Genomic DNA, 19,024 nt, shown 5'->3' on the forward strand with positions numbered 1-19,024 from the left:
CCTTTATCTACGACTGCTTCAGTGATTTTTTCCAGTCCTGCCTAGCGCTGATCAAGGCGCTCAGACGCTTTGCGATAAGCCTGATCTCGTTCACGTTTATCAATAGCGACCACGAACACGGTCACTTCCTGATCTATCACTTGATAGACCAGCCTGTACCGGCTACTACGCAGTTTGATCTTGTAGCAGTCAGGCAGGCCATGCAGGCGGTTAGCCTCAATACGTGGGTTGTTCAGGATTTCCATCAGCTTCTTCTTGAGTTGCTGACGGAGGGTGTCGCCGAGTTTCTGCCATTCCTTCAATGCACGCGCATCAAAATCAAGGCTATAGGTCATCCAAAGAAACCCTCACGCGTTGAGGCGACGCAAGGCGCTCACGTACGGTCGCCATCAAGGCTTCATCCTCTTCAGTCATGAGGACAGGCTTAAATGGCAACTGGCCGCGTTCGGCAACATATTGCAACGCCTGACGTATCAGTTCGGAAGGGGTGACACCGAGTTTCTCCAACTCAAGGTAGGCGCGAGCTTTCAGGTCGTCATCGATACGGATGTTGATAGATGCCAAGGGATAGCTCCTTGTGTAATGACGTTGGTCATTACATTGGGGCAATCGGGTTTCATTGGCAAGTCTGTCTGGACATACGGCAGTCGCTCTCATCTGTTGATCCTACTTCTTGGCCGTCGGCTTTGCCGGGCGCTTTTTATCGGTTTCCTTCACTGTTTCCCTTGGTCTTTTCTTCGCCTCTTGCTCGGTTACGTATTCACCTGTGACCGCATCGCGATATCTCGTTGGCATATCAGTATCCTTGACAGTATGTCGCCACGGCGGCGACTTTTTGAGACTAGCTCGCAGGCTTATGCACACAAGGTTCCCGGTGGGGATTCTGGTTACCAAGCTTTTCCGAAACAGGTGCTTACGTTGTGCAGGTTTGGCAGTTTTCGAGCAGGGTTGCGTTGACTGGGGTAGGGCGCTAATCTTCCGCCGTCGTCCTCATGGCGACCGGTTTTGACAGGCCGAATAACGTGCGATCTCTGTGCATCCCCAAACTGGTTCCAGGCGTCTGTCTGTGCCCATTTGTTATGGCGGCTGTGCGTGGGGCATCTTCGGGTGCGCCGGGTTTCCACGTTTCCGGTCTGTCAACCCGCGTACAGCTGCCACCCAATCCTGTTTGACAGCAGGGAGTGGTAGCTTCTTTTCATAACGTGGAGTTACATCATGAAGAAGAGCACCGCTGATTCTACCGAAGGGCAAGCACGCAAAATCTTTTGCGTAGCCGATGATGTCCGCACCGAAGAAGCCCTCACAAACGCCACCGAAATCCTCTCATCCGCCCTTCAAACCGCCTACCAATGCGCCGAAGATCCAGACAGCACGCAGTCGCCCGTGATCATGGCCCTGGCTCAATTGATCGAGAACGCGCAAGCCTTGGTGGATGCTGTCCTCGAGCGTGATTTCCCCACGGCCAAATAAATACCTGCTCCCTGAAACGAAAAAAGCCTGCTGAACTCAACGCTCAGCAGGCTTTTTTGCGCATACAACCCGGTCAGGCAGGCTGTGCCACCAGGTTATTACTGACCTTGCGCCCCAACACCAGCACGGTCGCAAACCCGAACCCTACCAACACCGTGGCCAGGCTCAACAACACCGAGCTGCCCATTTGGTCGACGATGCGTCCGCCAAAGAACGAACCCAGGGCGATGATCACCTGAAACAGCGCCACAAACAGTGGCATGCCGCGCTCTACATCCTTGGGCGCCACCACAAACATCCAGATACTGGCGCAGGCTGGGAAGGCGCCGAAAGCGAAACCCCAGAGTGCGATCAGCATCGAGGCGCCGGAAAGGCCGGTGGCGAAGTAGGGGAACAGTGCTGTGCTGGTGCCAATCATCAGTGCAACCAGCAGCAGGGTGTGACGCACACTGCGGTTAGCGGCGAAACCGGCAAAAACATTGCCCATTACCCCGGCTACGCCATAGAGCAGCAGCAATGAACCAATTGTCGGGCCGTCAAAGCCGGAGCTGTTTTTGAAGAAGGGCGCGACATAGGTATACGCAGCAAAGTGCGCCAGGCCGATCAGCAATACAGCGATCAAGCCGACTCGCGCCTGTGGGTTGATAAACAACGCGGGCAAGTCACGAATCTCAATGGCCTTTTCCGGGGTCAGTCGCGGTAGCAGGAAGATCTGCGCCAGCAGCACCGGAATGCCCACCAACGCAGTAACCAGGAAGGTCATGCGCCAGCCCATCAGGCCGCTGAGCCAGGTACCCACAGGCACGCCCAGAACGGTGGCCAGGGTCACGCCCATCATGATGATCGAGGTGGCTTTCGCAACCCCAACGCCTTTGGGCGCCAGCCGCCCGCTGAGGGCAATGGCCGTGGCCCAGAAGCCGCCGATGCTGATGCCGAGCAATACGCGGCCGAACAGCAGCAGGCTGAAATCGGTGGCGAAGGCCACCACCGAGTTGGCGATGATCATCACCAGTGTCAGGCCAATCAGCAGATAGCGACGGTCCATGGCGCCAATGCTGACCGACAGAAACGGCGCGGCGAGGGCGGCCATGATGCCGGGCAATGTGACCATCAATCCGGCGTGACCGGCACTGATGCCCAGGTCGCTGGCGACGTCGTTGAGTACGCCCACCGGCAGGAATTCACTGGTCACCAGGGCGAAGGCACCCACGGCGACCGAAAGAATCGCCAGCCACTGCTGTTTGACGCTTTGTTGATTATGTTCGGGAAGCCCGCTAGGGGCCTGGCTCGCGCTTGGCATGGGATTGGGTTCCGGGAGGAATGTCGCCTGAAGCCAGGCGAGGAGGGAATTTGGAGCGATTATAGGAATCAGTGGCGGCAATCGTTCAGGCGCTCGTTTCGATAGTAATCATCAGTGGTATCGATGTGAGATTTTAAAGAGCCTTAAATCTGCCGTACAAACGAAAAAGCCCGTCGCTGAGTCAGCTCCGAGCTTTTCCGGTTATGACGATGTTTAAGGCGCAGCAGTGGAGTCTTATTTTAGCTAGCCAACGCATTCAGTACATGGACTGGGTCATTATGGATAGCTTTCAACAATGCCTTTGCTGGTCCGGTAGGTTCACGACGACCCTGCTCCCAGTTACGTAATGTGCCAAGTTGCACATCAATCAGCGCTGCGAATTTAGCCTGGGTCAGCCCTGTCGCCTTACGGATCTCTTTGACTCGCATTGAATCAACATGGAATTCACGAGAAGGTTCGCGTTCTCCGCGCAGGATCTCGTTCATCTCTTGAACGCTTTCCATCAATTCATCAAAAAATCTGCTCATAGCTATCTCCAGTGCTCAATCGCAGCCTTCAGTGACTTGCGCTCGTCGGCAGTCAAGTCCTGCTGTTCATTTTTGGGATAGATCATCAGTAGAACAATCTGTGATGCCGAGACGAAGTGGTAATAGATCACCCGCGCCCCGCCTCGTTTGCCATGGCCCTTGGCTGCTACTCGTATCTTGCGAACTCCACCCGTACCCTCGATTACATCGCCAGCAGAAGGGTTGACTACCAACACGTTCTGAAGAGCCGTGTAGGCATCCTCGTCGATCAATTCTTTAACGCGACGGGTGAAGACTGACGTCTCTATGAAAATCATCGCTAATGTACGCCATTGGCTTAGTTGACTGCAATCCTAGCCGTGCGTGCTTCGACGTGCATCCAGTGAGTTGTAACTGCTTTTTGACACGCAGGATGTGGCCAATTATACGTCGGCCAACCGCCCCATAAGACACTCAATAAACACCCCCTCCGCCCGACTCATCTTCTGCTCGCGATTCCACAACAGGTGAATATCCACATCCGCAATCCCCTCATCCGGCGGCAACCGCCACAGCAGCCCGTTTTTCACATCGTCCGCCACCACATGAGTCGGTAAGCAACCCAAACCAAACCCGGCAATCACCAAACGCCGCACTTCTTCCAGGCTGGAGGATGACGCCACGATCCGCCCACCGAAGCCTTGCTGATCACGGAAAATCGTCAGCGGCGAGAGCATCCCGCCAATCTGGTCGCTGGTAAAACTCACGAAGTTTTCCGACTGCAAATCCCCCTCGGCCAGGTTTGTGCGCCCGAACAATGGGTGATGTTTTCCGCAAAAGAACGCGTAGCGCTGACGCAGAAACAGGTGCTGTTCCAGGCGCGGCTGAGGCCGACGATTGAGGCTCAACCCCAGGGTCGCGGTTTTTTCCAGCAAGGCGGCGACGATGTCGGAGCTGCGCATCACTTCGACTTCCAGATCGACCCGCGGATGTTCGCGATGAAAGCTGGCGAGAAAGTCATCGAAAGTGTCGGAATTAATCCGGCTGATCATCAGCAAGCGCACTTTGCCGATCACTTCATCGCCGGGCTTTTGCAGGGCGTTGCTCATTTGCGAAACCTGGCCGTACATCTCGCCGGCAATCGCGAAAATCTGTTCACCTGCCTCGGTGAGCACGAAGCGCGGGCCACGGCGCAGGATGAGCTGGCAATCCAGCTGTTCCTCCAGGCGCTTGAGCGCCTGGCTGATGGCCGGCTGCGTCAGGTGCAGGCGCGCGGCGGCGCGGCTGATGCTCAGCTCCTGGCCGATCACGCGGAAGGTACGCAGCAGGTTCCAGTCCAGGCGGTCGTTGAGCAGGGGGTGAATATCGCGGCGGGATTCGGGCATGGTGACGCTCGATAATAAGCAGTATTTATAATCAAGATAATAAATAGAAAATTGACTAATCATACCCCCAGGCTGAAAAATCGGGCTCAACAAGCGCCATCAGAGCGCACCGGTTCGACCATCTCCTGCCAAAAAAATAACCAAAGGAGCCAGCCCCATGAAGCCTTCCGCTTCGCCGCAGCCTCGCCGTGCCGCGGCCGCCGCTTTTATCGGAACCATGATCGAGTGGTACGACTTTTACATCTATGCCACCGCTGCGGCGCTGGTGTTCGGTCAGTTGTTCTTCCCCTCCGACGATAAATTGTTCAGCACCATGGCTGCGTTCGGCACCTTCGCCGTGGGCTTTTTTGCGCGGCCGTTGGGCGGCATTGTGTTTGGCCATATCGGCGACCGCATCGGCCGCAAGAAATCCCTGGTGATTACCCTCGTCATGATGGGCGTGGTCACGGTGTGCATCGGCCTGTTGCCGACCTATGCACAGATCGGCGCCGCGGCACCGGTGCTGCTGATACTGCTGCGAGTGGTGCAAGGCATTGCGGTCGGCGGTGAGTGGGGCGGGGCGGTGTTGATGGCCGGAGAACATGCGCCAAAGGGGCGGCGTAACTTCTTTGCATCCTTCGCGCAATTGGGCAGCCCGGCCGGTTTGATTCTTTCCCTGCTGGCGTTCAGTGCGGTGACCCGCTTACCGGAAGAAGACCTGCTCAGTTGGGGCTGGCGCCTGCCGTTCCTGGCCAGTGCCTTGTTGTTGGTTGTCGGCCTGGCGATCCGCCTGGGTGTGAACGAGTCGCCGGAGTTCCTCGAAGACAAGGCCCAGGCGGAAAAAGCTCGGGCGATCAAGAAGGACCAAGCCCCCGTGCTGGAAGTGCTGAAGACCGCATGGCGTCCACTGTTGTTGTGCATTGGCGCCAACACATTGGGGATTGCCGGCGTGTATTTCACCAACACCTTCATGATTGCCTACAGCACTCAGCAACTGAACCTGCCGCGCTCGCTGATTCTGGAATGCCTGTTCTTCGTCGCCATTATCCAGTTCTGCATTCAGCCACTGGCCGCCTGGGTGGCAGAGAAGGTCGGCGCTACACGGTTCCTGTGCGCCATGTGCGTACTGGCAATGGCGTCGCCGTACCCCATGTTTGTGCTGGTCAGCAGCGGCCAGGCGCCCTTGATCATCCTCGGCATTGCCCTGGCGGTGGTGTGCATGGCGTCGTTCTATGCCGTCATCGCAGGCTTTGTCAGCGGTCTGTTTGAAACCCGCGTGCGCTACACCGCAATTTCCCTGGCTTACCAGGTCTGCGGTGCGCTGGCGGGTGGCCTGACACCGTTGATCGGCACCTGGCTGGCCCATCAATACCTGGGCCAATGGTGGCCGATGGCAGTGTTTTACAGCGTGATCGCGGCGGTCTCGTTGGTGTGCGTGCTGGCCTTGTCCCGCCGCCACGCCACGGCTCACCGCCTGGAAATGGCACACAGTTGAGGGAGTCAGCAATGTTGAAGATCAATGGCGAGCGCCTGTGGCATAGCTTGATGGCCATGGCCGAGATCGGCGCGACTGCACGCGGTGGCAGCTGCCGCCTGGCGTTGAGCGCCGAAGACAAGGCCGGTCGCGAGCTGTTCAGCCACTGGTGTACAGCGGCTGGCCTGACGTTGAGCGTGGATGCCATCGGCAATCTGTTCGCCCGTCGTGCGGGTACCGACAATGACGCCGCGCCGGTGATGATCGGCAGCCATCTCGATACCCAGCCCGAAGGCGGGCGCTTCGATGGCGTGTACGGCGTATTGGCTGGCCTGGAGGTGATCCGCAGCCTCGACGACCACGGCATCCAGACGCGCAAACCCCTGGAAATTGCGGTGTGGACCAACGAAGAAGGCGCGCGTTTCACCCCGGCGATGCTGGGCTCGGCGGTCTTCACCGGCGCCCTCGCGCTGGCCAAGGCGCTGGCGACCACCGACGGTGATGGCGTCAGCGTGGCCGAGGCGTTGCGCACCACCGGTTATAACGGCGAGCGTGCATTGGGTGGGGCAGTGGATGCGTATTTCGAAGCGCATATCGAGCAAGGCCCGATCCTGGAAGACAACGCCAACAGTATCGGCGTGGTGACCGGCGGCCAGGCGATTCGCTGGCTCGATGTGCGGGTCGAAGGCATGGCTGCCCATGCGGGCACCACGCCGATGGCGCTGCGCAAAGATGCGTTGTACGGCGCCGCAAAAATGATCCAGGCCCTGGAAAACCTCGCTGCCGATTTTACCCCGCATGGCCTGACTACGGTGGGTGAGTTGAGCATCGCCAAGTCGTCGCGCAACACCATTCCCGGTGTGCTCGACTTCACTGTCGATCTGCGCCATCACCGCGACGCCGATATCGACGCCATGGAGCAGCAAGTGCGCGCACGCCTGCAGGCGATTGCCGACAACCGTGGCCTCAGCGTGACTATCACACCGCACTGGATCAGCCCGGCCACGCCGTTCGATGCTGAGTGCGTGGCCTGCGTACAAGCGTCGGTGGACGCTCTGGGCTACAGCCAGCAGACCATCATCAGCGGTGCCGGCCACGATGCTATCCACCTGGCGCGCTATTGCCCGACTGCGATGATCTTCATCCCCTGCGTCGGTGGCCTGAGCCACAACGAAGCCGAAGATGTCTTGCCTGAAGACGTGCGCCAGGGCACCGATGTATTGCTCAACGCCGTGTTGAAACGCGCCGGCCAGGTTCATTTCTAAAGGCTGACGCCGTGCCCATGTGGGAGCTGGCTTGCCTGCGATAGCGGTGAAGCAGGCAGTACATTGTGCTCTGACCGTGCGCAATCGCAGGCAAGCCAGCTCCCACAGGTTCTGTGTTTATCCAGGAGCATCCTATGAATACGTTTTTCCATCCCGAACAACTGCTGCATCACCCACGCAGCTACTATTCTCGTGGCCAGATGCGCACGCCACAGGAGGTCCCCGAGCGTGCGCGCAACCTGCTGCTGGCTGCGCAAACCCTGGGCTTTGATATCCAGCAACCAAGCGACTACGGTATGGAACCGCTGCTCGCCGTGCATGGCGCGGCCTACCTGGATTTTCTTCAAGAGGCTCACCAGCGCTGGAAGGAAATTCCTGAAGACTGGGGCGACGAAGTCATGTCCAACATCTTCGTGCGCGAGCCCAACGCCCTGCGCGGCATTCTTGCCCAGGCTGCACGTTACCTGGCCGATGGAAGTTGCCCGGTTGGCGAGCTGACTTGGCGTTCGGCTTATTGGTCAGCCCAAAGCGCCGTCGCCGCTGCCCAGGCGATCCTCGATGGCGCACCAGCCGCCTACGCCTTGTGCCGACCACCGGGTCATCACGCCCGCTTCGATGCGGCGGGTGGTTTCTGTTACATCAATAATGCGGCGGTGGCTGCGCAAGCGTTACGCCAAGGCTTCCAGCGCGTCGCGGTGCTCGATACCGACATGCACCACGGCCAAGGCATCCAGGAGATTTTCTACCAGCGCGATGACGTGCTCTACGCGTCGATCCATGGCGATCCGACCAACTTCTATCCTGGGGTGGCGGGCTTTGCCGACGAAAAAGGCGATGGCCCAGGCTCAGGGTTCAACCTCAACCTGCCCATGCCCCACGGTGCCAGCGAAGCGCTGTTTTTCGAAAAGCTGGAGCTGGCCCTGGCAGCGGTGAAGGACTTCTCGGCAGATGTGCTGGTGTTGTCACTGGGCTTCGATATTTACGAGCTGGACCCGCAAAGCAAGGTCGCGGTGACACGGGAAGGCTTTGCGCGGCTGGGGCAGTGCATTCGAGGGCTGGGGTTGCCGTGCTTGATCGTGCAGGAAGGGGGTTATCACCTGGAGACGCTGGACAGTAACGCGCAGGCGTTTTTCAGCGCGCCAGCGGCGTGGGAGAAACTATCAGTCGATTAAGTGCTAAAAGCCTGCCGATCAGTTTTCAGCAGGCTTTTCATCTATCAATAAGCAGTCGTTCCCCTCACCCTGGAACAGCGCCGTGTAGTTTTGCCCGCCATAAAATACCCCCACTATCGACACCGTTTCGCAATTAGGCCTCACCCTGAACGCGATGATGGTGCTGCGACGATAGTGCGTGATGCGCAAGCCTGTAAGCAGGTCGTCACGGCGCGTGCTACGCAAGGGGAACAGGGCGAGGCTTTCACAGTGGCTGACGAGATTGTCGATAAAGCGCGTCGCTACCAAGGGGGAGCCGGCATCGCAGATGTAATCCTCAAGGGCATTGAGTTGCGTCAGGACTTCAGGCGAAAAAACCACCGAGTAGCTCACGCGTTCCCGATGCCTTTGCGCTGACGCCTGGCTGCCATATGCTCGCGAACCTGTTCTGCAGATAACCCGAGCTCAGGCTGTGCCTCAAGAGCGGTCGCTGCCGGGATGACTTCGTCCCTCAGCCAATCTTCCATGGCACGGTCACGTGCCAGCAGCACCCGCAATCCGTCGCGAATCACTTCGCTTTCGCTGGCATATTCGCCGGCAGCCACCTTGGCTTTGACCAGGGCCGCCATTTCAAGGGGCAAGGTGATGCTCATTTGCTGGGTTGAGCGCATTGGGATGTCCGCCAGAAGTGAGTAGGATTCAATCCTACTTGACCATTGGCGCGATGCAAGAAGCAACTGATCGATGCCGATCTCCGGCGTCTCGTCGTCCATCCAGAAGGGGTAGGTTTGCATAAGTTGCTGCGTCTCCAGTTGTGTGGGTCAGGCCGCAAGTATTGACCCGTTTTGGCGATCGCGTGGCCGCAGGTGGCCGATAAGCTGCTGAAATGTATGACTTGATATCTGTAACAGGATTATCTCGATATAGCCGCCCCGGCTCGCATGGCATCGCATCGGCTCCCATACGATAATGCTCGTCACCCCGACCACTCTGGCCTGCCTCCCGTGATCATCAATTTCGACCTCAACGATCTCCAAGCCTTCCGCGCCGTGGTAGACAAGGGCAGTTTCCGTGGCGCCGCCGAGGCCATCCGTATCTCGCAGCCGGCCCTCAGCCGACGCATCGAGAAGCTTGAATCCGCCCTGGATGTAAAGCTGTTCGAACGCACCACACGGCGGGTCAGTCTGACCATGGTCGGTCGTGCCTTCTTGCCCCAGGTGGAGCGAATGCTCGACGATCTTGACATCGCCTTGATGGGCATCAGCAACGTCGCGTCCACACGCATGGGCAACGTCACCATCGCCTGTGTGCCGTCTACCGCGTATTACTTCATGCCCCACGTGATCTCCGAATTCCACAAGCTGTATCCGAAGATTCGCCTGCGGGTGCTCGATGCCAGTGCTGGCGAAGTGAGCAATGCGGTGGCAAGCGGTGAAGCGGATTTTGGCGTGAGCTTCAGCGGTAGCCTGGCCGACGAGGTCGAGTTCGAGCTGTTGTTGCAAGAGCGCTATGTACTCGCCTGTCGGCGTGACCATCCGTTGGCCACGCGTGAGAGCGTGACCTGGACAGAAGCCTATGAACACGACTACATCAGCGTGGACAAAACCTCGGGCAACCGCTTCCTGCTCGACCAGGCGCTGCGTGGCGTGCGGGTGAAAAAGCCGAGTATCTGCGAGACCCACCACGTGACCACGATGATCGGGCTGGTGGAGGCGGGGCTGGGCGTGGCGATGGTGCCGTCGATTGCGATGCCGGCGTGCGAGCACCCGATTCTGGTGAGTGTGCCGCTGGTAGAGCCGCAGGTGATGCGCAATGTGGGCTTGATCAAGCGCCGCGGGCGGACATTGCCGCCCGCGGCGCTGGAGTTGGAACGATTGGTGCGGGAGATGCCGTTTCGGTCAGCGTGACACCGAGTCCAGGCCGGTGGATTGCACCACCGGTTGAGCTTGCGGCGAGGCCATGAACTGCAGCAGCGCCTTGGCCTCGTCGGGGTGTTCGGCATTGACCGGAATTCCCGCCGCAAAGCGTGTCACCGATTGCACGTCTTCCGGGATTTTGCCGACAAACGTCACACCCTTGACCGGCAACAATTCAGCCACCTGTTGCAAGCCCACTTCGTAGTCACCCTTGGCCACCTGCTCGCCCACCGGCACGCGTTCGATCATGGTGCCTTTGGCCGGCATACCGAGTTTCTTGAACAACTCTTTCTCGACGTACACACCGCTGGCGCTGTCCGAATACGCCACGGATTTGGCTTTGCTCAGCACGGCCTTGAGTTCGGCGTCGGTATTGATCGCAGGTTTTTGCGCGCCTTCCTTCACCACCAGGCCAATGCGCGAATCGGCCAGTTCCACGCGGGACGCGGGGTCGACCTTGCCTTGCTTGATCAGCTCATCCAGGGCGTAGCCGACCATGATCACCACGTCGGCGTGCTCGCCGCGGGCCAGGCGGTTGGGAATCGCTTCCGGCGCCTTGCCCATGGACGGGCCGAGAATGGTGTCGAGGGTGTCACCGCTTTGCTTGGCGTATTGCGGGCCAAGCAGTTTATAGGCGGCGGTGAAGCCACCAGAGGTCATCACCTTGAGCTCTTCGGCCTGGGCCGTCAGCGCCAGGGCGCCGAGGACGACGGCAGTGAGGGATTTGAACAAAGGCTTCATTGCACCGCCTCCTGCATGACTTGGCCACGGGTATTGGCGTGGCGATACAACGCCAGGGTTGAACACAGCGCACACAGTGCGGCGAACATCATCCAATAGGCGGGAGATGCCTTGTCTTCAGTGATGTGGATGAACCAGGTGGAAATCGCCGGCGTGAAGCCACCGAAGACTGCAGTCGCCAGGCTGTAAGCCAGGGAGAAACCCGCCACGCGCACTTCCACCGGCATGATTTCGGTCAGCGCCGGGATCATTGCGCCGTTGTACAGGCCGTAGAGGAAGGAGAACCACAACAGGGTTTCCAGCATGTGCGCAAAGCTTGGCGCGTTGACCACGTAGGACAGCGCTGGATAAGCAGTGAGAACAGTCAGCACGGTCATGGCGATCAGTACCGGTTTGCGGCCGAAGCGATCACTGAGGATGCCGCCGATCGGCAGCCAGAAAAAGTTCGACACCGCCACCAGCAAGGTCACCAGCAGGGCATCGGAAGTGCTCAGTTGCAGTACGGTCTTGCCGAAGGTCGGTGCGTACACGGTGATCAGGTAGAACGCGGTGGTGGTCATGGCCACCATCAACATGCCGCCGATGACTACGGTCCAGTTCTTCACCAGGGTCGCCATCACTTCACGCATGGTCGGGCGATGCTTGCGGTTGGCGAACTCTTCGGTTTCCTGCAGGTTGCGACGCAGCACAAAGATAAACGGAATGATCACGCAACCTACGGCAAATGGAATACGCCAGCCCCAATCGGCCACCACTGCCGGTTCCATCCACACGTTCAAGCCATAGCCCAGCGCTGCGGCGACCACGATGGAGATCTGCTGGCTGCCCGACTGCCAGCTGGTGTAGAAACCTTTGCGGCCCGGCGTAGCCATTTCAGACAGGTAAACCGAGACACCGCCCAATTCCGCACCGGCCGAGAAACCTTGCAGCAGGCGGCCCAGCAGCACCAGCAGCGGCGCCCATAGGCCAATGGTGTGATAACTGGGCACCAGCACGATCAACAGCGTGCCGCTGGCCATGATCGACAAGGTCACGATCAAACCTTTGCGACGGCCCACGTCATCGATATAGGCACCCAGAATGATTGCACCCAGTGGTCGCATCAGGAAGCCCGCGCCGAACACGGCGAAGGTCATCATCAATGACGCAAACTCATTAGCGGCCGGGAAGAACGCGGCGGCGATATAGGTCGCGTAGAACCCGAACAGAAAGAAGTCGAACTGTTCAAGGAAGTTGCCCGAAGTAACGCGCAGTACAGCGCCTACTTTCGAGCTGGCAGGGGCGGGCCGGGAAGGGCTAGTCATGATTTTGTGTCTCCAGCGTTCTTTTTAAAGTGCTTGTTTCGCTTAAGACTGGGGATAGTGGCTGACACATTTAGAAATGATAAGTGACAAATATGGATGCATTGATGTGTTTTGGTTATCAGTCAAAACGGCCATCCGATTTTTCAGACCTGTTCTATGCTTGAGCTTGTGTCCAATTCTTACGGATGGGAGGTGGCTATGGGCAACGAACACCAGCAGCACAATGAGCCAGAACGTGATCATCATCGGCGGCAGCCAGAGGAAGAAAAACCGCAAACCTGGAAGCACCCCGACGACGGCACGGAGCTTTCCGAACGGGACCAGGAGCGCCCGCTGAAACCCTGACTTCAAGGTAAACACAATCTAGCTGTGGGAGTGGGATAGGCCGTTCCCACAGTTGTTCTGTGAGGCTTACATAACCCTCAAGCGCTGATTTATAGTCCCCAAACCGCCTGATGAGCAGTGCGCACATAGACGCAGCCCCGTGGCCTTTCTAAACTGCGGCTTGTCTTGGGGAGAGGGGTGGGCGCCGATGAATCGCAATGAACTACGCAAGGCCGACATCAACCTGATGGTGGTCTTCGAAGCGCTGATGCTTGAGCGCAATGTGACGCGGGTGGCGGAGAAGCTGTTTCTCGGCCAGCCCACCATCAGTTCGGCCCTCAACCGCCTGCGCACCTTGTTCAACGACCCGTTGTTCATTCGTGTCGGCCATCGCATGGAGCCCACGGCCCGTGCCGAGGAAATCATCCAGCACCTGTCGCCGGCCCTGGATTCCTTGTCATCGGCCCTGAGCCTGACCCATGACTTTGATCCGTCCATCAGTACCATGACCTTTCGCATCGGCCTGTCCGATGACGTCGAGTTCGGCCTGCTGCCACCGTTGCTGCGTGCCTTGCGCCAGGAGGCGCCGCAGGTGGTGTTCGTGGTGCAGCACGTGGATTACTGGCGTATTCCCGACTTGCTGGCGTCGGGCGATATCACCGTCGGCATCACCCAGACCCGCGGCCTGCCGGCAAATGCCAAGCGCAAGCTGTTGCGGCATATCCGCCCCTGCCTGCTGCGCGCCGATGCCTCGGACACGCCGCTGACCCTCGATGAATATTGCGCACGGCCCCATGTGCTGGTGTCCCACACTGCCAACGTGGCCGGGTTTGCCGATGAGTGGCTGGCGGAGGTGGGCCGCAAGCGCCATGTGGTGCTGTCGGTGCCGCAATACAGTTCGCTGCCGGCGTTGCTCGCCGGCACCGACATGATCGCCAGCCTGCCGGATTACACTGCCCAAGCCATGGCCGCCGGCGGCAATTTGTACTGCGAGCCGTTTCCCTTCCAGACCCCGACCCTGGATTTGTCGATGGTCTGGCTCAGCCACGTCGACACCGACCCGGCGGAGCGCTGGATGCGTTCGCGGCTGGAGGCGTTCATGAGTGACAAGCTCCCGGCTCCAAGCTAAAAGCAACTGTAGAGACTGCTTGGCGCCTTCAACTTGCCGCTTGCAGCTGTTCCTCACACACCCTCACCACTTGCTCACGAAACCAGCTATTGGCGCTGTCTTGCCCATTGGTTTCCTTCCAGTGCATATCCAGGGTGAACCCCGGCAAACCGTTGGGTGCTTCGCACACACCGAACCCCGGTGCCGGCGCCAGCAACTTTTGCACGCGACGCGGCAGGGTGACGATGAAGTCGGTGCCGGTAATCATCTTCAACGCTGCGCTGTAGCTGTTGGCCCGTGCGATCACCTGGCGCTTGCGCGCCTGACGTGCGAGCCAGCCGTCGATCATGTTGGTGTCGGAGGACCATGGCGTGGGGAATATGTGACGCCGCTCGACGAAAGATTGCAGGCTGAACGCCGGCTCCCTGGGTGCCGAGCGCTGGTCGAACACGCAAACCAGGTCATCCTCCAACAGCATCTGGGTTTTGAAGTCTTTATGGGTGCGATGAAAGTGCGGGCCGAAGCAGATCACCAGGTCGAGGCGGCCTTCACGCAGGTCATCGACGGGAATGTCGGTTTCCAGCTTCTGCACATTGACGATCACCGGCAGGTCGGCATGGTCGAAGTGCTTCAACAGCCGTGGCAGGATCAGTTGCTCGAAGTATTCCGGGGCGCACACATTGAAGGTCACCGCCTGTTGGGTTGGGTCAAAGGCCTGGCCACCGGCGTGACACAGGTTGATGCTTTCCAGGATCTTCTGCACATGCCCGTACATGGTGGTGGCCTTGTACGTCGGACGCATACCGGCCCGTGTGTTGATAAACAGCTCATCCTCAAAGCTGGTGCGCAACTTCTTCAGGCTGTAGCTCACCGTGGACTGGCTGACGAACAGCGTTTCGGATACATCAGTAACGCTGCTCTGGTCGTAGACGGCGATAAACACCATCAAATCCTGCATATCGAGCTTTCTGAGCGAGTTACTGTTTAGCATCGGTTTCGTCCGTAAACCCTTTGTACCGAACTCAGTACAAGACTGGGCAAAATGTTAACGGAACGCTCGTACCAATAGAAAGCTCTGTAGGACTCGTCAATGTTTCGTGTGGGACAAATACTGTTTGTAATACGACGTCAGCGGATATGTCGTACGTAATGCCGGGGGTTGAAGCGCAGGACCATCAGCAGCATCACCACAGTCACCGCGGTCAGCGACCACCAGGCTCCTTCAAAGCTGCCCAATTGATCGCGGATCACTCCGGCAATCAAGGGCGACACGCCGGCAATCAGGTAACCGATGCCCTGTACAAATGCGGTAAGGCTACCGGCGCGCCGTGGGTTGTCGAGGTGGTCGAGGGACACAATCAGGCTCATGGGAAACAACCCGCCGATACCCAGGCCGAGCAGGCAAGGCCATAGCAGGCTCCAGTGTTGCGGGCTGAGGATCAGGCCGCAGAACCCGAGGATGATCAGCGCCAGCAGCACCGCGATCACGCCGCGTTTATCCTGGCGTCGGTTGGCGATGGCCGGGGTGACCAGGCCGGAGATCACCTCCATGGCGGTCAGCAAGCCCAGCAGCAAGCCGGCATTCTGCTCGCTCCAGCCCTGTTCGACGTAGTACGGCGCCAGCCACGCCAATACACAGGTATAGGACGCCGTGCCCAGGCCAAAAAAGATCGCCAGCAACCAGGCGCGGCGATTGCTGAAAAATGATTCCCGAGTGCTCGATTCTGCTTGAGGCAAGGGTGGCAGAGCCGAACGCTGGGCATACCAGAACACCAGCGCCAACAGCGCCAGTACCGCCCAGATCGCCAGGCCGATGCGCCAACTGCCGGTGCGCACTTGCACCAAGGGTGAGAGTGATGCCGCCAGCGCAGCGCCGCCCATGATCGCAGTCACATACAGGCCCATGAACAGCGAAACGTCAGCGCTGAATCGCGACTTGATCAGCGTCGGCATCAACGCCTGAATCAGCGCGATGCCGACCCCTGCGGCAATCGCGCTGACGATCAGCTCCAGCGCCGAATCCAGCAACAGCCGCGATAAGGTCGCCAGCCCAATCACCAGCAGCGACAGCATAATGCTGCGATGTTCGCCCAGGCGCTTGGCCAGGCCCATGCCAACAAACATCGCCAGGCCCATGGCCATGACCGGCAACATGGTCAGTAACGCGGCGCTGCCGAAACTCAACGGCACATCCACGCGAATCGACGATAACAACGGCCCCACAGCCGCCATCGACGGTCGCAGGTTAAGGGCGACCAGCACCACGCTGATCATCAGCCATACGGCGGTGGTGGGTTTTGCGTGAACGTTTTCCATGGGCCTGCCTTGTTCGAACAAGGGCGAATCAGGCCATGCAGGGGCAAGTGGGGCAAATCAGAAAGTCGCTGGGGCTATCTAAAAATTGCGGATAACTGACAGATCGCCCCTCTCACAGGGGAAAACCAGAGTCACATAGAGCGAGTTCCAGGCTTGGTCGACTCCCACCGCCCTTGGTCGATTTCAATCAGCGTCGGCCCCTGGCGATCAGCTGCGGCGCGCAGTGCCGAGCGCAGATGCTCGATGCCTTCGATGCTCTCTGCCGCGCAGCCCAGGGCCTTGGCCACGCCAATAAAGTCCGGGGTGTAAATGTCTACACCCACAGGCTCGATGGCCCGATTGAGCATGTATTTCTTGATCTCCTCATAGCCCTGGTTATTCCACAACAGCACGATCACCGTTGTGCGGGCTTCCACGGCGCTGGCCAGTTCCGGCAGGGTGAATTGCAGGCCACCGTCGCCGATCAGGCACACCACCGGTTGCCTATCGCCGCGCGCCAGCCAGGCGCCGATGGCGGCGGGCAGGGCATAGCCCAGGGTGCCGTAGCCGGTGGATGAATTGAACCAGTGACGTGGTCGGTCGAGGTTCAGGGTCAGGTTGGCGCTGTACACCGGTTGGGTGGAGTCACCCACCAGCACGGCGCCGGGCAGTTCTTCCAATACGGTGTTGAGAAGCCGCGTGTGTGCACGGGTGGCAGCGTCCCAAGTGGGCTCCAGCTCGGCCCACAAACGTGCGACGCGAACTACGCCCCAATCGGTATTGCGCGGCGCCAGTGACTGGCGGTCCAGTTCGGTGAGCAGCGCCCGGGCGGCGATTTTCGCGTCGGCCACCAGGGCCACCTCGGGTGGGTAGTTGCGTACGGTCTGATCCGGGTCGATATCGATGCGCAGCAACGTACCGGGAATCTTGAAGCCGCCGGCGAAGGTCACGTCGTAATCGGTTTCCGCCAGTTCCGTGCCGATGGCCAGTACCACATCGGCCTCGGCGACCAGTGCGCGGGTGGCCGCCAGGGTCTGGGTCGAGCCGATCAACAACGAGTGTGCGGCAGGCAGCAGGCCTTTGGCATTGATGGTCAGGGCCACGGGCGCGCCGAGGGTTTCGGCCAGGCGGGTCAACTCGGGCGCCGCATCGATGGCGCCACCACCGGCCAGAATCAGCGGGCGTTGGGCGGTGGCGAGCAAGCGGCTCATGTGCTCGATCGCCGCCGGTGCCGCTCCGGCGCGGGCCACGCTGACCGGCTGGCTGCCCAGCAGAGCGTCGGCATTCTCCACCAGCACATCCAACGGAATCTCGATATGCACCGGGCGCGGCCGCCCGGCCTGAAACAGTGCAAACGCCCGCGCCAGCACGCCGGGCAACTCGTGGGCCGACATTAAGGTATGGGAAAACGCCGCCACGCCGGCCACCAGTGCGCTCTGATTCGGCAACTCATGCAACTTGCCACGCCCGCCGCCCAACTGGCTGCGCGCCTGCACACTGGAAATCACCAGCATCGGGATCGAATCGGCATAGGCCTGGCCCATGGCCGTGGTGATATTGGTCATGCCCGGGCCGGTAATGATGAAACACACACCAGGCTTGCCGCAGGTGCGCGCGTAGCCGTCGGCCATAAACCCGGCGCCCTGTTCGTGGCGCGGGGTGACGTGACGGATGCCGGAGCGCGCCAAACCACGGTACAGCTCCACGGTATGCACACCGGGGATGCCGAACACATGATCGACACCGTAGCCTTTCAGGAGGTGGACCAATACTTCGCCGCAGGTTGCCATGCCGGTCGCTCTTGTTATGGATTGAAGGCGCTATTGGACCGGCTGGCCGGTAGCGGCAACAATCGATAAAAAGTCATACTCGCCATGTCCTCACGTCATGGCTGCGCCCTAATGAAACGCCTTCCACCGTTGCCCGCATTGCATACCTTCTGGGTCACGGCCCAATGCTGCAACTTCACCCGCGCCGCCGAGCAACTGCACATCACACAGGGGGCGGTGAGCCGCCAGATCGCGGGGTTGGAACGGCATTTGGGCTATGGGTTGTTTGTGCGCCAGGCGCGGGGCTTGAGCCTGACCGAGGAAGGTCGCGAGTGGGCGCTGCGGGTGCAGCAGGTGTTCGGCGTGATCGGTGAGGCCGTGGAGCAAATCGGCAGTCGCCGCGAGGTTTTGCAGCTCAAGGCGTCCACCTGTGTGATGCGCTGGCTACTGCCACGCGTGCTGCAATGGCAAAGGGAGCGCCCGGATGTACCGGTGGAACTGACCACCACCGTGGCCTACACCGTGGATTTTCGTCGCGAGCCATTTGATGCGGCGGTGATCTATGCGCCCATCGGCGAGCAGTCCGAGGAGGCTCGGCATTTGTTCGATGAACAACTCACACCGGTCTGTGCGCCGGCCTTGCTGGACAACTTGCACACGCCAGCGGATCTGCAACACCAGGTGCTGCTGCACCCCACACGGGATCAGCGGGATTGGGCATTGTGGTTAAAGGCGGCGGGTACGCGCCTGAGCAGTCTGAGCCAGGGGCATCATTTCGAAACGCTGGACCTGGCGATGACGGTGGCGGCACAAGGCTCGGGCGTGGCGATCGGTGATCGTGCGCTGATTGGCGAGGACCTGAAGGCGGGGCGCCTGGTGATGCCGTTTGAACTGCGGGTGCCGACGGGCATGGGCTACTTCCTGGTGTATCCGCCGCAGACAGTGCCTTCTGCCGGGTTGTTGGCCCTGATGGATTGGCTGACCAGCCAGGCGCAAATGTAGGAGGGGCTTGCCCCCTCCCACATTTTTACCGCGTG

At 59.5% G+C, this 19,024-nt stretch carries 21 protein-coding genes; 8 read left to right on the forward strand and 13 right to left on the reverse strand.

The window, feature by feature from the left end:
- Nucleotides 1-41: 41 nt before the first annotated feature.
- On the reverse strand, nucleotides 42-335 hold the full coding sequence (locus J1G33_RS18745) for a type II toxin-antitoxin system RelE/ParE family toxin (protein WP_103733512.1): 294 nt from the start codon (nucleotides 333-335) through the stop codon (nucleotides 42-44).
- Nucleotides 325-564: a type II toxin-antitoxin system RelB/DinJ family antitoxin gene (locus J1G33_RS18750; RefSeq protein ID WP_014717442.1), complete on the reverse strand. Its 240-nt coding sequence runs from the start codon at nucleotides 562-564 to the stop codon at nucleotides 325-327. Before J1G33_RS18750 ends, J1G33_RS18745 begins: the two co-directional genes overlap by 11 nt.
- 651 nt (nucleotides 565-1,215) lie before the next feature.
- Here J1G33_RS18750 and J1G33_RS18755 point away from each other — a divergent pair.
- Nucleotides 1,216-1,470, forward strand: a complete 255-nt coding sequence (locus tag J1G33_RS18755; protein WP_032877263.1) for a hypothetical protein — start codon at nucleotides 1,216-1,218, stop codon at nucleotides 1,468-1,470.
- Nucleotides 1,471-1,543: 73 nt separating this feature from the next.
- On the opposite strand, the gene J1G33_RS18760 is transcribed toward J1G33_RS18755, so the two are convergent.
- The 4 genes from J1G33_RS18760 to J1G33_RS18775 all read right to left on the reverse strand — a co-directional run bounded on the left by J1G33_RS18760 (nucleotide 1,544) and on the right by J1G33_RS18775 (nucleotide 4,661).
- A complete protein-coding gene (locus tag J1G33_RS18760) occupies nucleotides 1,544-2,770 on the reverse strand; it encodes an MFS transporter (RefSeq protein ID WP_032877262.1) in 1,227 nt (408 codons plus the stop codon).
- 239 nt (nucleotides 2,771-3,009) lie between these two features.
- On the reverse strand, nucleotides 3,010-3,297 hold the full coding sequence (gene nadS / locus J1G33_RS18765) for a NadS family protein (protein ID WP_003189536.1): 288 nt from the start codon (nucleotides 3,295-3,297) through the stop codon (nucleotides 3,010-3,012).
- Between the two features lie 2 nt (nucleotides 3,298-3,299).
- Nucleotides 3,300-3,614, reverse strand: a complete 315-nt coding sequence (locus J1G33_RS18770) for a type II toxin-antitoxin system RelE/ParE family toxin (RefSeq protein ID WP_057022036.1) — start codon at nucleotides 3,612-3,614, stop codon at nucleotides 3,300-3,302.
- Nucleotides 3,615-3,719: 105 nt separating this feature from the next.
- Complete coding sequence (locus J1G33_RS18775; RefSeq protein ID WP_103733514.1) at nucleotides 3,720-4,661, reverse strand: LysR family transcriptional regulator; 942 nt, start codon at nucleotides 4,659-4,661, stop codon at nucleotides 3,720-3,722.
- 157 nt (nucleotides 4,662-4,818) lie between these two features.
- On the opposite strand from J1G33_RS18775, the gene J1G33_RS18780 reads away from it, so the two are divergent.
- From J1G33_RS18780 to J1G33_RS18790, 3 genes are all read left to right on the forward strand, one after another.
- The gene (locus J1G33_RS18780; RefSeq protein WP_223018529.1) at nucleotides 4,819-6,135 is read left to right on the forward strand and encodes an MFS transporter; all 1,317 of its coding nucleotides are present in this window, start codon (nucleotides 4,819-4,821) and stop codon (nucleotides 6,133-6,135) included.
- Between the two features lie 11 nt (nucleotides 6,136-6,146).
- Nucleotides 6,147-7,379, forward strand: coding sequence for a Zn-dependent hydrolase (locus J1G33_RS18785; RefSeq protein ID WP_223018530.1), 1,233 nt, complete (start codon nucleotides 6,147-6,149; stop codon nucleotides 7,377-7,379).
- A gap of 134 nt (nucleotides 7,380-7,513) precedes the next feature.
- Entirely contained in the window at nucleotides 7,514-8,551 is a 1,038-nt protein-coding gene (locus J1G33_RS18790; RefSeq protein ID WP_223018531.1) for a histone deacetylase family protein, read from the forward strand.
- An 18-nt stretch (nucleotides 8,552-8,569) separates the two neighbouring features.
- Here J1G33_RS18790 and J1G33_RS18795 read toward each other — a convergent pair whose 3' ends face one another.
- Both J1G33_RS18795 and J1G33_RS18800 read right to left on the reverse strand, forming a co-directional pair.
- Nucleotides 8,570-8,923 carry a type II toxin-antitoxin system RelE/ParE family toxin gene (locus tag J1G33_RS18795; RefSeq protein WP_223018532.1) on the reverse strand — a complete coding sequence of 118 codons (354 nt, stop codon included), beginning with the start codon at nucleotides 8,921-8,923 and terminating at the stop codon, nucleotides 8,570-8,572.
- Nucleotides 8,920-9,324 carry a type II toxin-antitoxin system ParD family antitoxin gene (locus J1G33_RS18800; protein WP_078820595.1) on the reverse strand — a complete coding sequence of 135 codons (405 nt, stop codon included), beginning with the start codon at nucleotides 9,322-9,324 and terminating at the stop codon, nucleotides 8,920-8,922. The genes J1G33_RS18795 and J1G33_RS18800 overlap by 4 nt, the downstream gene beginning before the upstream one ends.
- A gap of 210 nt (nucleotides 9,325-9,534) precedes the next feature.
- Here J1G33_RS18800 and J1G33_RS18805 point away from each other — a divergent pair, with 210 nt between their 5' ends.
- The gene (locus tag J1G33_RS18805; RefSeq protein WP_057701145.1) at nucleotides 9,535-10,437 is read left to right on the forward strand and encodes a LysR family transcriptional regulator; all 903 of its coding nucleotides are present in this window, start codon (nucleotides 9,535-9,537) and stop codon (nucleotides 10,435-10,437) included.
- Here the strand turns inward: J1G33_RS18805 and J1G33_RS18810 are convergent.
- On the reverse strand, nucleotides 10,429-11,187 hold the full coding sequence (locus J1G33_RS18810; protein ID WP_005786057.1) for a substrate-binding domain-containing protein: 759 nt from the start codon (nucleotides 11,185-11,187) through the stop codon (nucleotides 10,429-10,431). The two genes, J1G33_RS18805 and J1G33_RS18810, sit on opposite strands and share 9 nt — an antisense overlap.
- The gene (locus J1G33_RS18815) at nucleotides 11,184-12,491 is read right to left on the reverse strand and encodes an MFS transporter (RefSeq protein WP_032877256.1); all 1,308 of its coding nucleotides are present in this window, start codon (nucleotides 12,489-12,491) and stop codon (nucleotides 11,184-11,186) included. The genes J1G33_RS18810 and J1G33_RS18815 overlap by 4 nt, the downstream gene beginning before the upstream one ends.
- A gap of 198 nt (nucleotides 12,492-12,689) precedes the next feature.
- On the opposite strand from J1G33_RS18815, the gene J1G33_RS18820 reads away from it, so the two are divergent.
- Both J1G33_RS18820 and J1G33_RS18825 read left to right on the forward strand, forming a co-directional pair.
- Nucleotides 12,690-12,836 carry a hypothetical protein gene (locus J1G33_RS18820; RefSeq protein ID WP_164699504.1) on the forward strand — a complete coding sequence of 49 codons (147 nt, stop codon included), beginning with the start codon at nucleotides 12,690-12,692 and terminating at the stop codon, nucleotides 12,834-12,836.
- A 187-nt stretch (nucleotides 12,837-13,023) separates the two neighbouring features.
- Nucleotides 13,024-13,944 carry a LysR substrate-binding domain-containing protein gene (locus J1G33_RS18825; protein ID WP_032877255.1) on the forward strand — a complete coding sequence of 307 codons (921 nt, stop codon included), beginning with the start codon at nucleotides 13,024-13,026 and terminating at the stop codon, nucleotides 13,942-13,944.
- 28 nt (nucleotides 13,945-13,972) lie between these two features.
- Here the strand turns inward: J1G33_RS18825 and J1G33_RS18830 are convergent, their stop codons facing one another.
- From J1G33_RS18830 to J1G33_RS18840, 3 genes are all read right to left on the reverse strand, one after another.
- Nucleotides 13,973-14,914 (reverse strand): LysR family transcriptional regulator, encoded by a 942-nt coding sequence (locus J1G33_RS18830; RefSeq protein WP_032877254.1) that lies wholly within the window; start codon nucleotides 14,912-14,914, stop codon nucleotides 13,973-13,975.
- A gap of 137 nt (nucleotides 14,915-15,051) precedes the next feature.
- The gene (locus J1G33_RS18835; RefSeq protein WP_223018533.1) at nucleotides 15,052-16,239 is read right to left on the reverse strand and encodes a cyanate transporter; all 1,188 of its coding nucleotides are present in this window, start codon (nucleotides 16,237-16,239) and stop codon (nucleotides 15,052-15,054) included.
- A 131-nt stretch (nucleotides 16,240-16,370) separates the two neighbouring features.
- On the reverse strand, nucleotides 16,371-18,008 hold the full coding sequence (locus tag J1G33_RS18840) for a 5-guanidino-2-oxopentanoate decarboxylase (RefSeq protein ID WP_223018534.1): 1,638 nt from the start codon (nucleotides 18,006-18,008) through the stop codon (nucleotides 16,371-16,373).
- A gap of 111 nt (nucleotides 18,009-18,119) precedes the next feature.
- Here J1G33_RS18840 and J1G33_RS18845 point away from each other — a divergent pair, with 111 nt between their 5' ends.
- Nucleotides 18,120-18,989: a LysR substrate-binding domain-containing protein gene (locus J1G33_RS18845; protein ID WP_103733521.1), complete on the forward strand. Its 870-nt coding sequence runs from the start codon at nucleotides 18,120-18,122 to the stop codon at nucleotides 18,987-18,989.
- The last annotated feature ends 35 nt before the right edge of the window (nucleotides 18,990-19,024 follow it).

The sequence above is a fragment of the Pseudomonas sp. P867 genome, from assembly GCF_019891455.1.
GTDB classification, from domain to species: Bacteria; Pseudomonadota; Gammaproteobacteria; order Pseudomonadales; family Pseudomonadaceae; genus Aquipseudomonas; species Aquipseudomonas synxantha_A.

Excerpts from the sequence above, each read along its gene's own strand:
- J1G33_RS18745 (WP_103733512.1), bottom strand. The coding sequence starts at position 335 with ATGACCTATAGCCTTGATTTTGATGCGCGTGCATTGAAGGAATGGCAG.
- J1G33_RS18755 (WP_032877263.1), top strand. The coding sequence starts at position 1,216 with ATGAAGAAGAGCACCGCTGATTCTACCGAAGGGCAAGCACGCAAAATC.
- J1G33_RS18760 (WP_032877262.1), bottom strand. The coding sequence starts at position 2,770 with ATGCCAAGCGCGAGCCAGGCCCCTAGCGGGCTTCCCGAACATAATCAA.
- nadS (WP_003189536.1), bottom strand. The coding sequence starts at position 3,297 with ATGAGCAGATTTTTTGATGAATTGATGGAAAGCGTTCAAGAGATGAAC.
- J1G33_RS18770 (WP_057022036.1), bottom strand. The coding sequence starts at position 3,614 with ATGATTTTCATAGAGACGTCAGTCTTCACCCGTCGCGTTAAAGAATTG.
- J1G33_RS18775 (WP_103733514.1), bottom strand. The coding sequence starts at position 4,661 with ATGCCCGAATCCCGCCGCGATATTCACCCCCTGCTCAACGACCGCCTG.
- J1G33_RS18780 (WP_223018529.1), top strand. The coding sequence starts at position 4,819 with ATGAAGCCTTCCGCTTCGCCGCAGCCTCGCCGTGCCGCGGCCGCCGCT.
- J1G33_RS18785 (WP_223018530.1), top strand. The coding sequence starts at position 6,147 with ATGTTGAAGATCAATGGCGAGCGCCTGTGGCATAGCTTGATGGCCATG.
- J1G33_RS18790 (WP_223018531.1), top strand. The coding sequence starts at position 7,514 with ATGAATACGTTTTTCCATCCCGAACAACTGCTGCATCACCCACGCAGC.
- J1G33_RS18800 (WP_078820595.1), bottom strand. The coding sequence starts at position 9,324 with ATGCAAACCTACCCCTTCTGGATGGACGACGAGACGCCGGAGATCGGC.
- J1G33_RS18810 (WP_005786057.1), bottom strand. The coding sequence starts at position 11,187 with ATGAAGCCTTTGTTCAAATCCCTCACTGCCGTCGTCCTCGGCGCCCTG.
- J1G33_RS18815 (WP_032877256.1), bottom strand. The coding sequence starts at position 12,491 with ATGACTAGCCCTTCCCGGCCCGCCCCTGCCAGCTCGAAAGTAGGCGCT.
- J1G33_RS18820 (WP_164699504.1), top strand. The coding sequence starts at position 12,690 with ATGGGCAACGAACACCAGCAGCACAATGAGCCAGAACGTGATCATCAT.
- J1G33_RS18825 (WP_032877255.1), top strand. The coding sequence starts at position 13,024 with ATGAATCGCAATGAACTACGCAAGGCCGACATCAACCTGATGGTGGTC.
- J1G33_RS18830 (WP_032877254.1), bottom strand. The coding sequence starts at position 14,914 with ATGCTAAACAGTAACTCGCTCAGAAAGCTCGATATGCAGGATTTGATG.
- J1G33_RS18835 (WP_223018533.1), bottom strand. The coding sequence starts at position 16,239 with ATGGAAAACGTTCACGCAAAACCCACCACCGCCGTATGGCTGATGATC.
- J1G33_RS18840 (WP_223018534.1), bottom strand. The coding sequence starts at position 18,008 with ATGGCAACCTGCGGCGAAGTATTGGTCCACCTCCTGAAAGGCTACGGT.
- J1G33_RS18845 (WP_103733521.1), top strand. The coding sequence starts at position 18,120 with ATGAAACGCCTTCCACCGTTGCCCGCATTGCATACCTTCTGGGTCACG.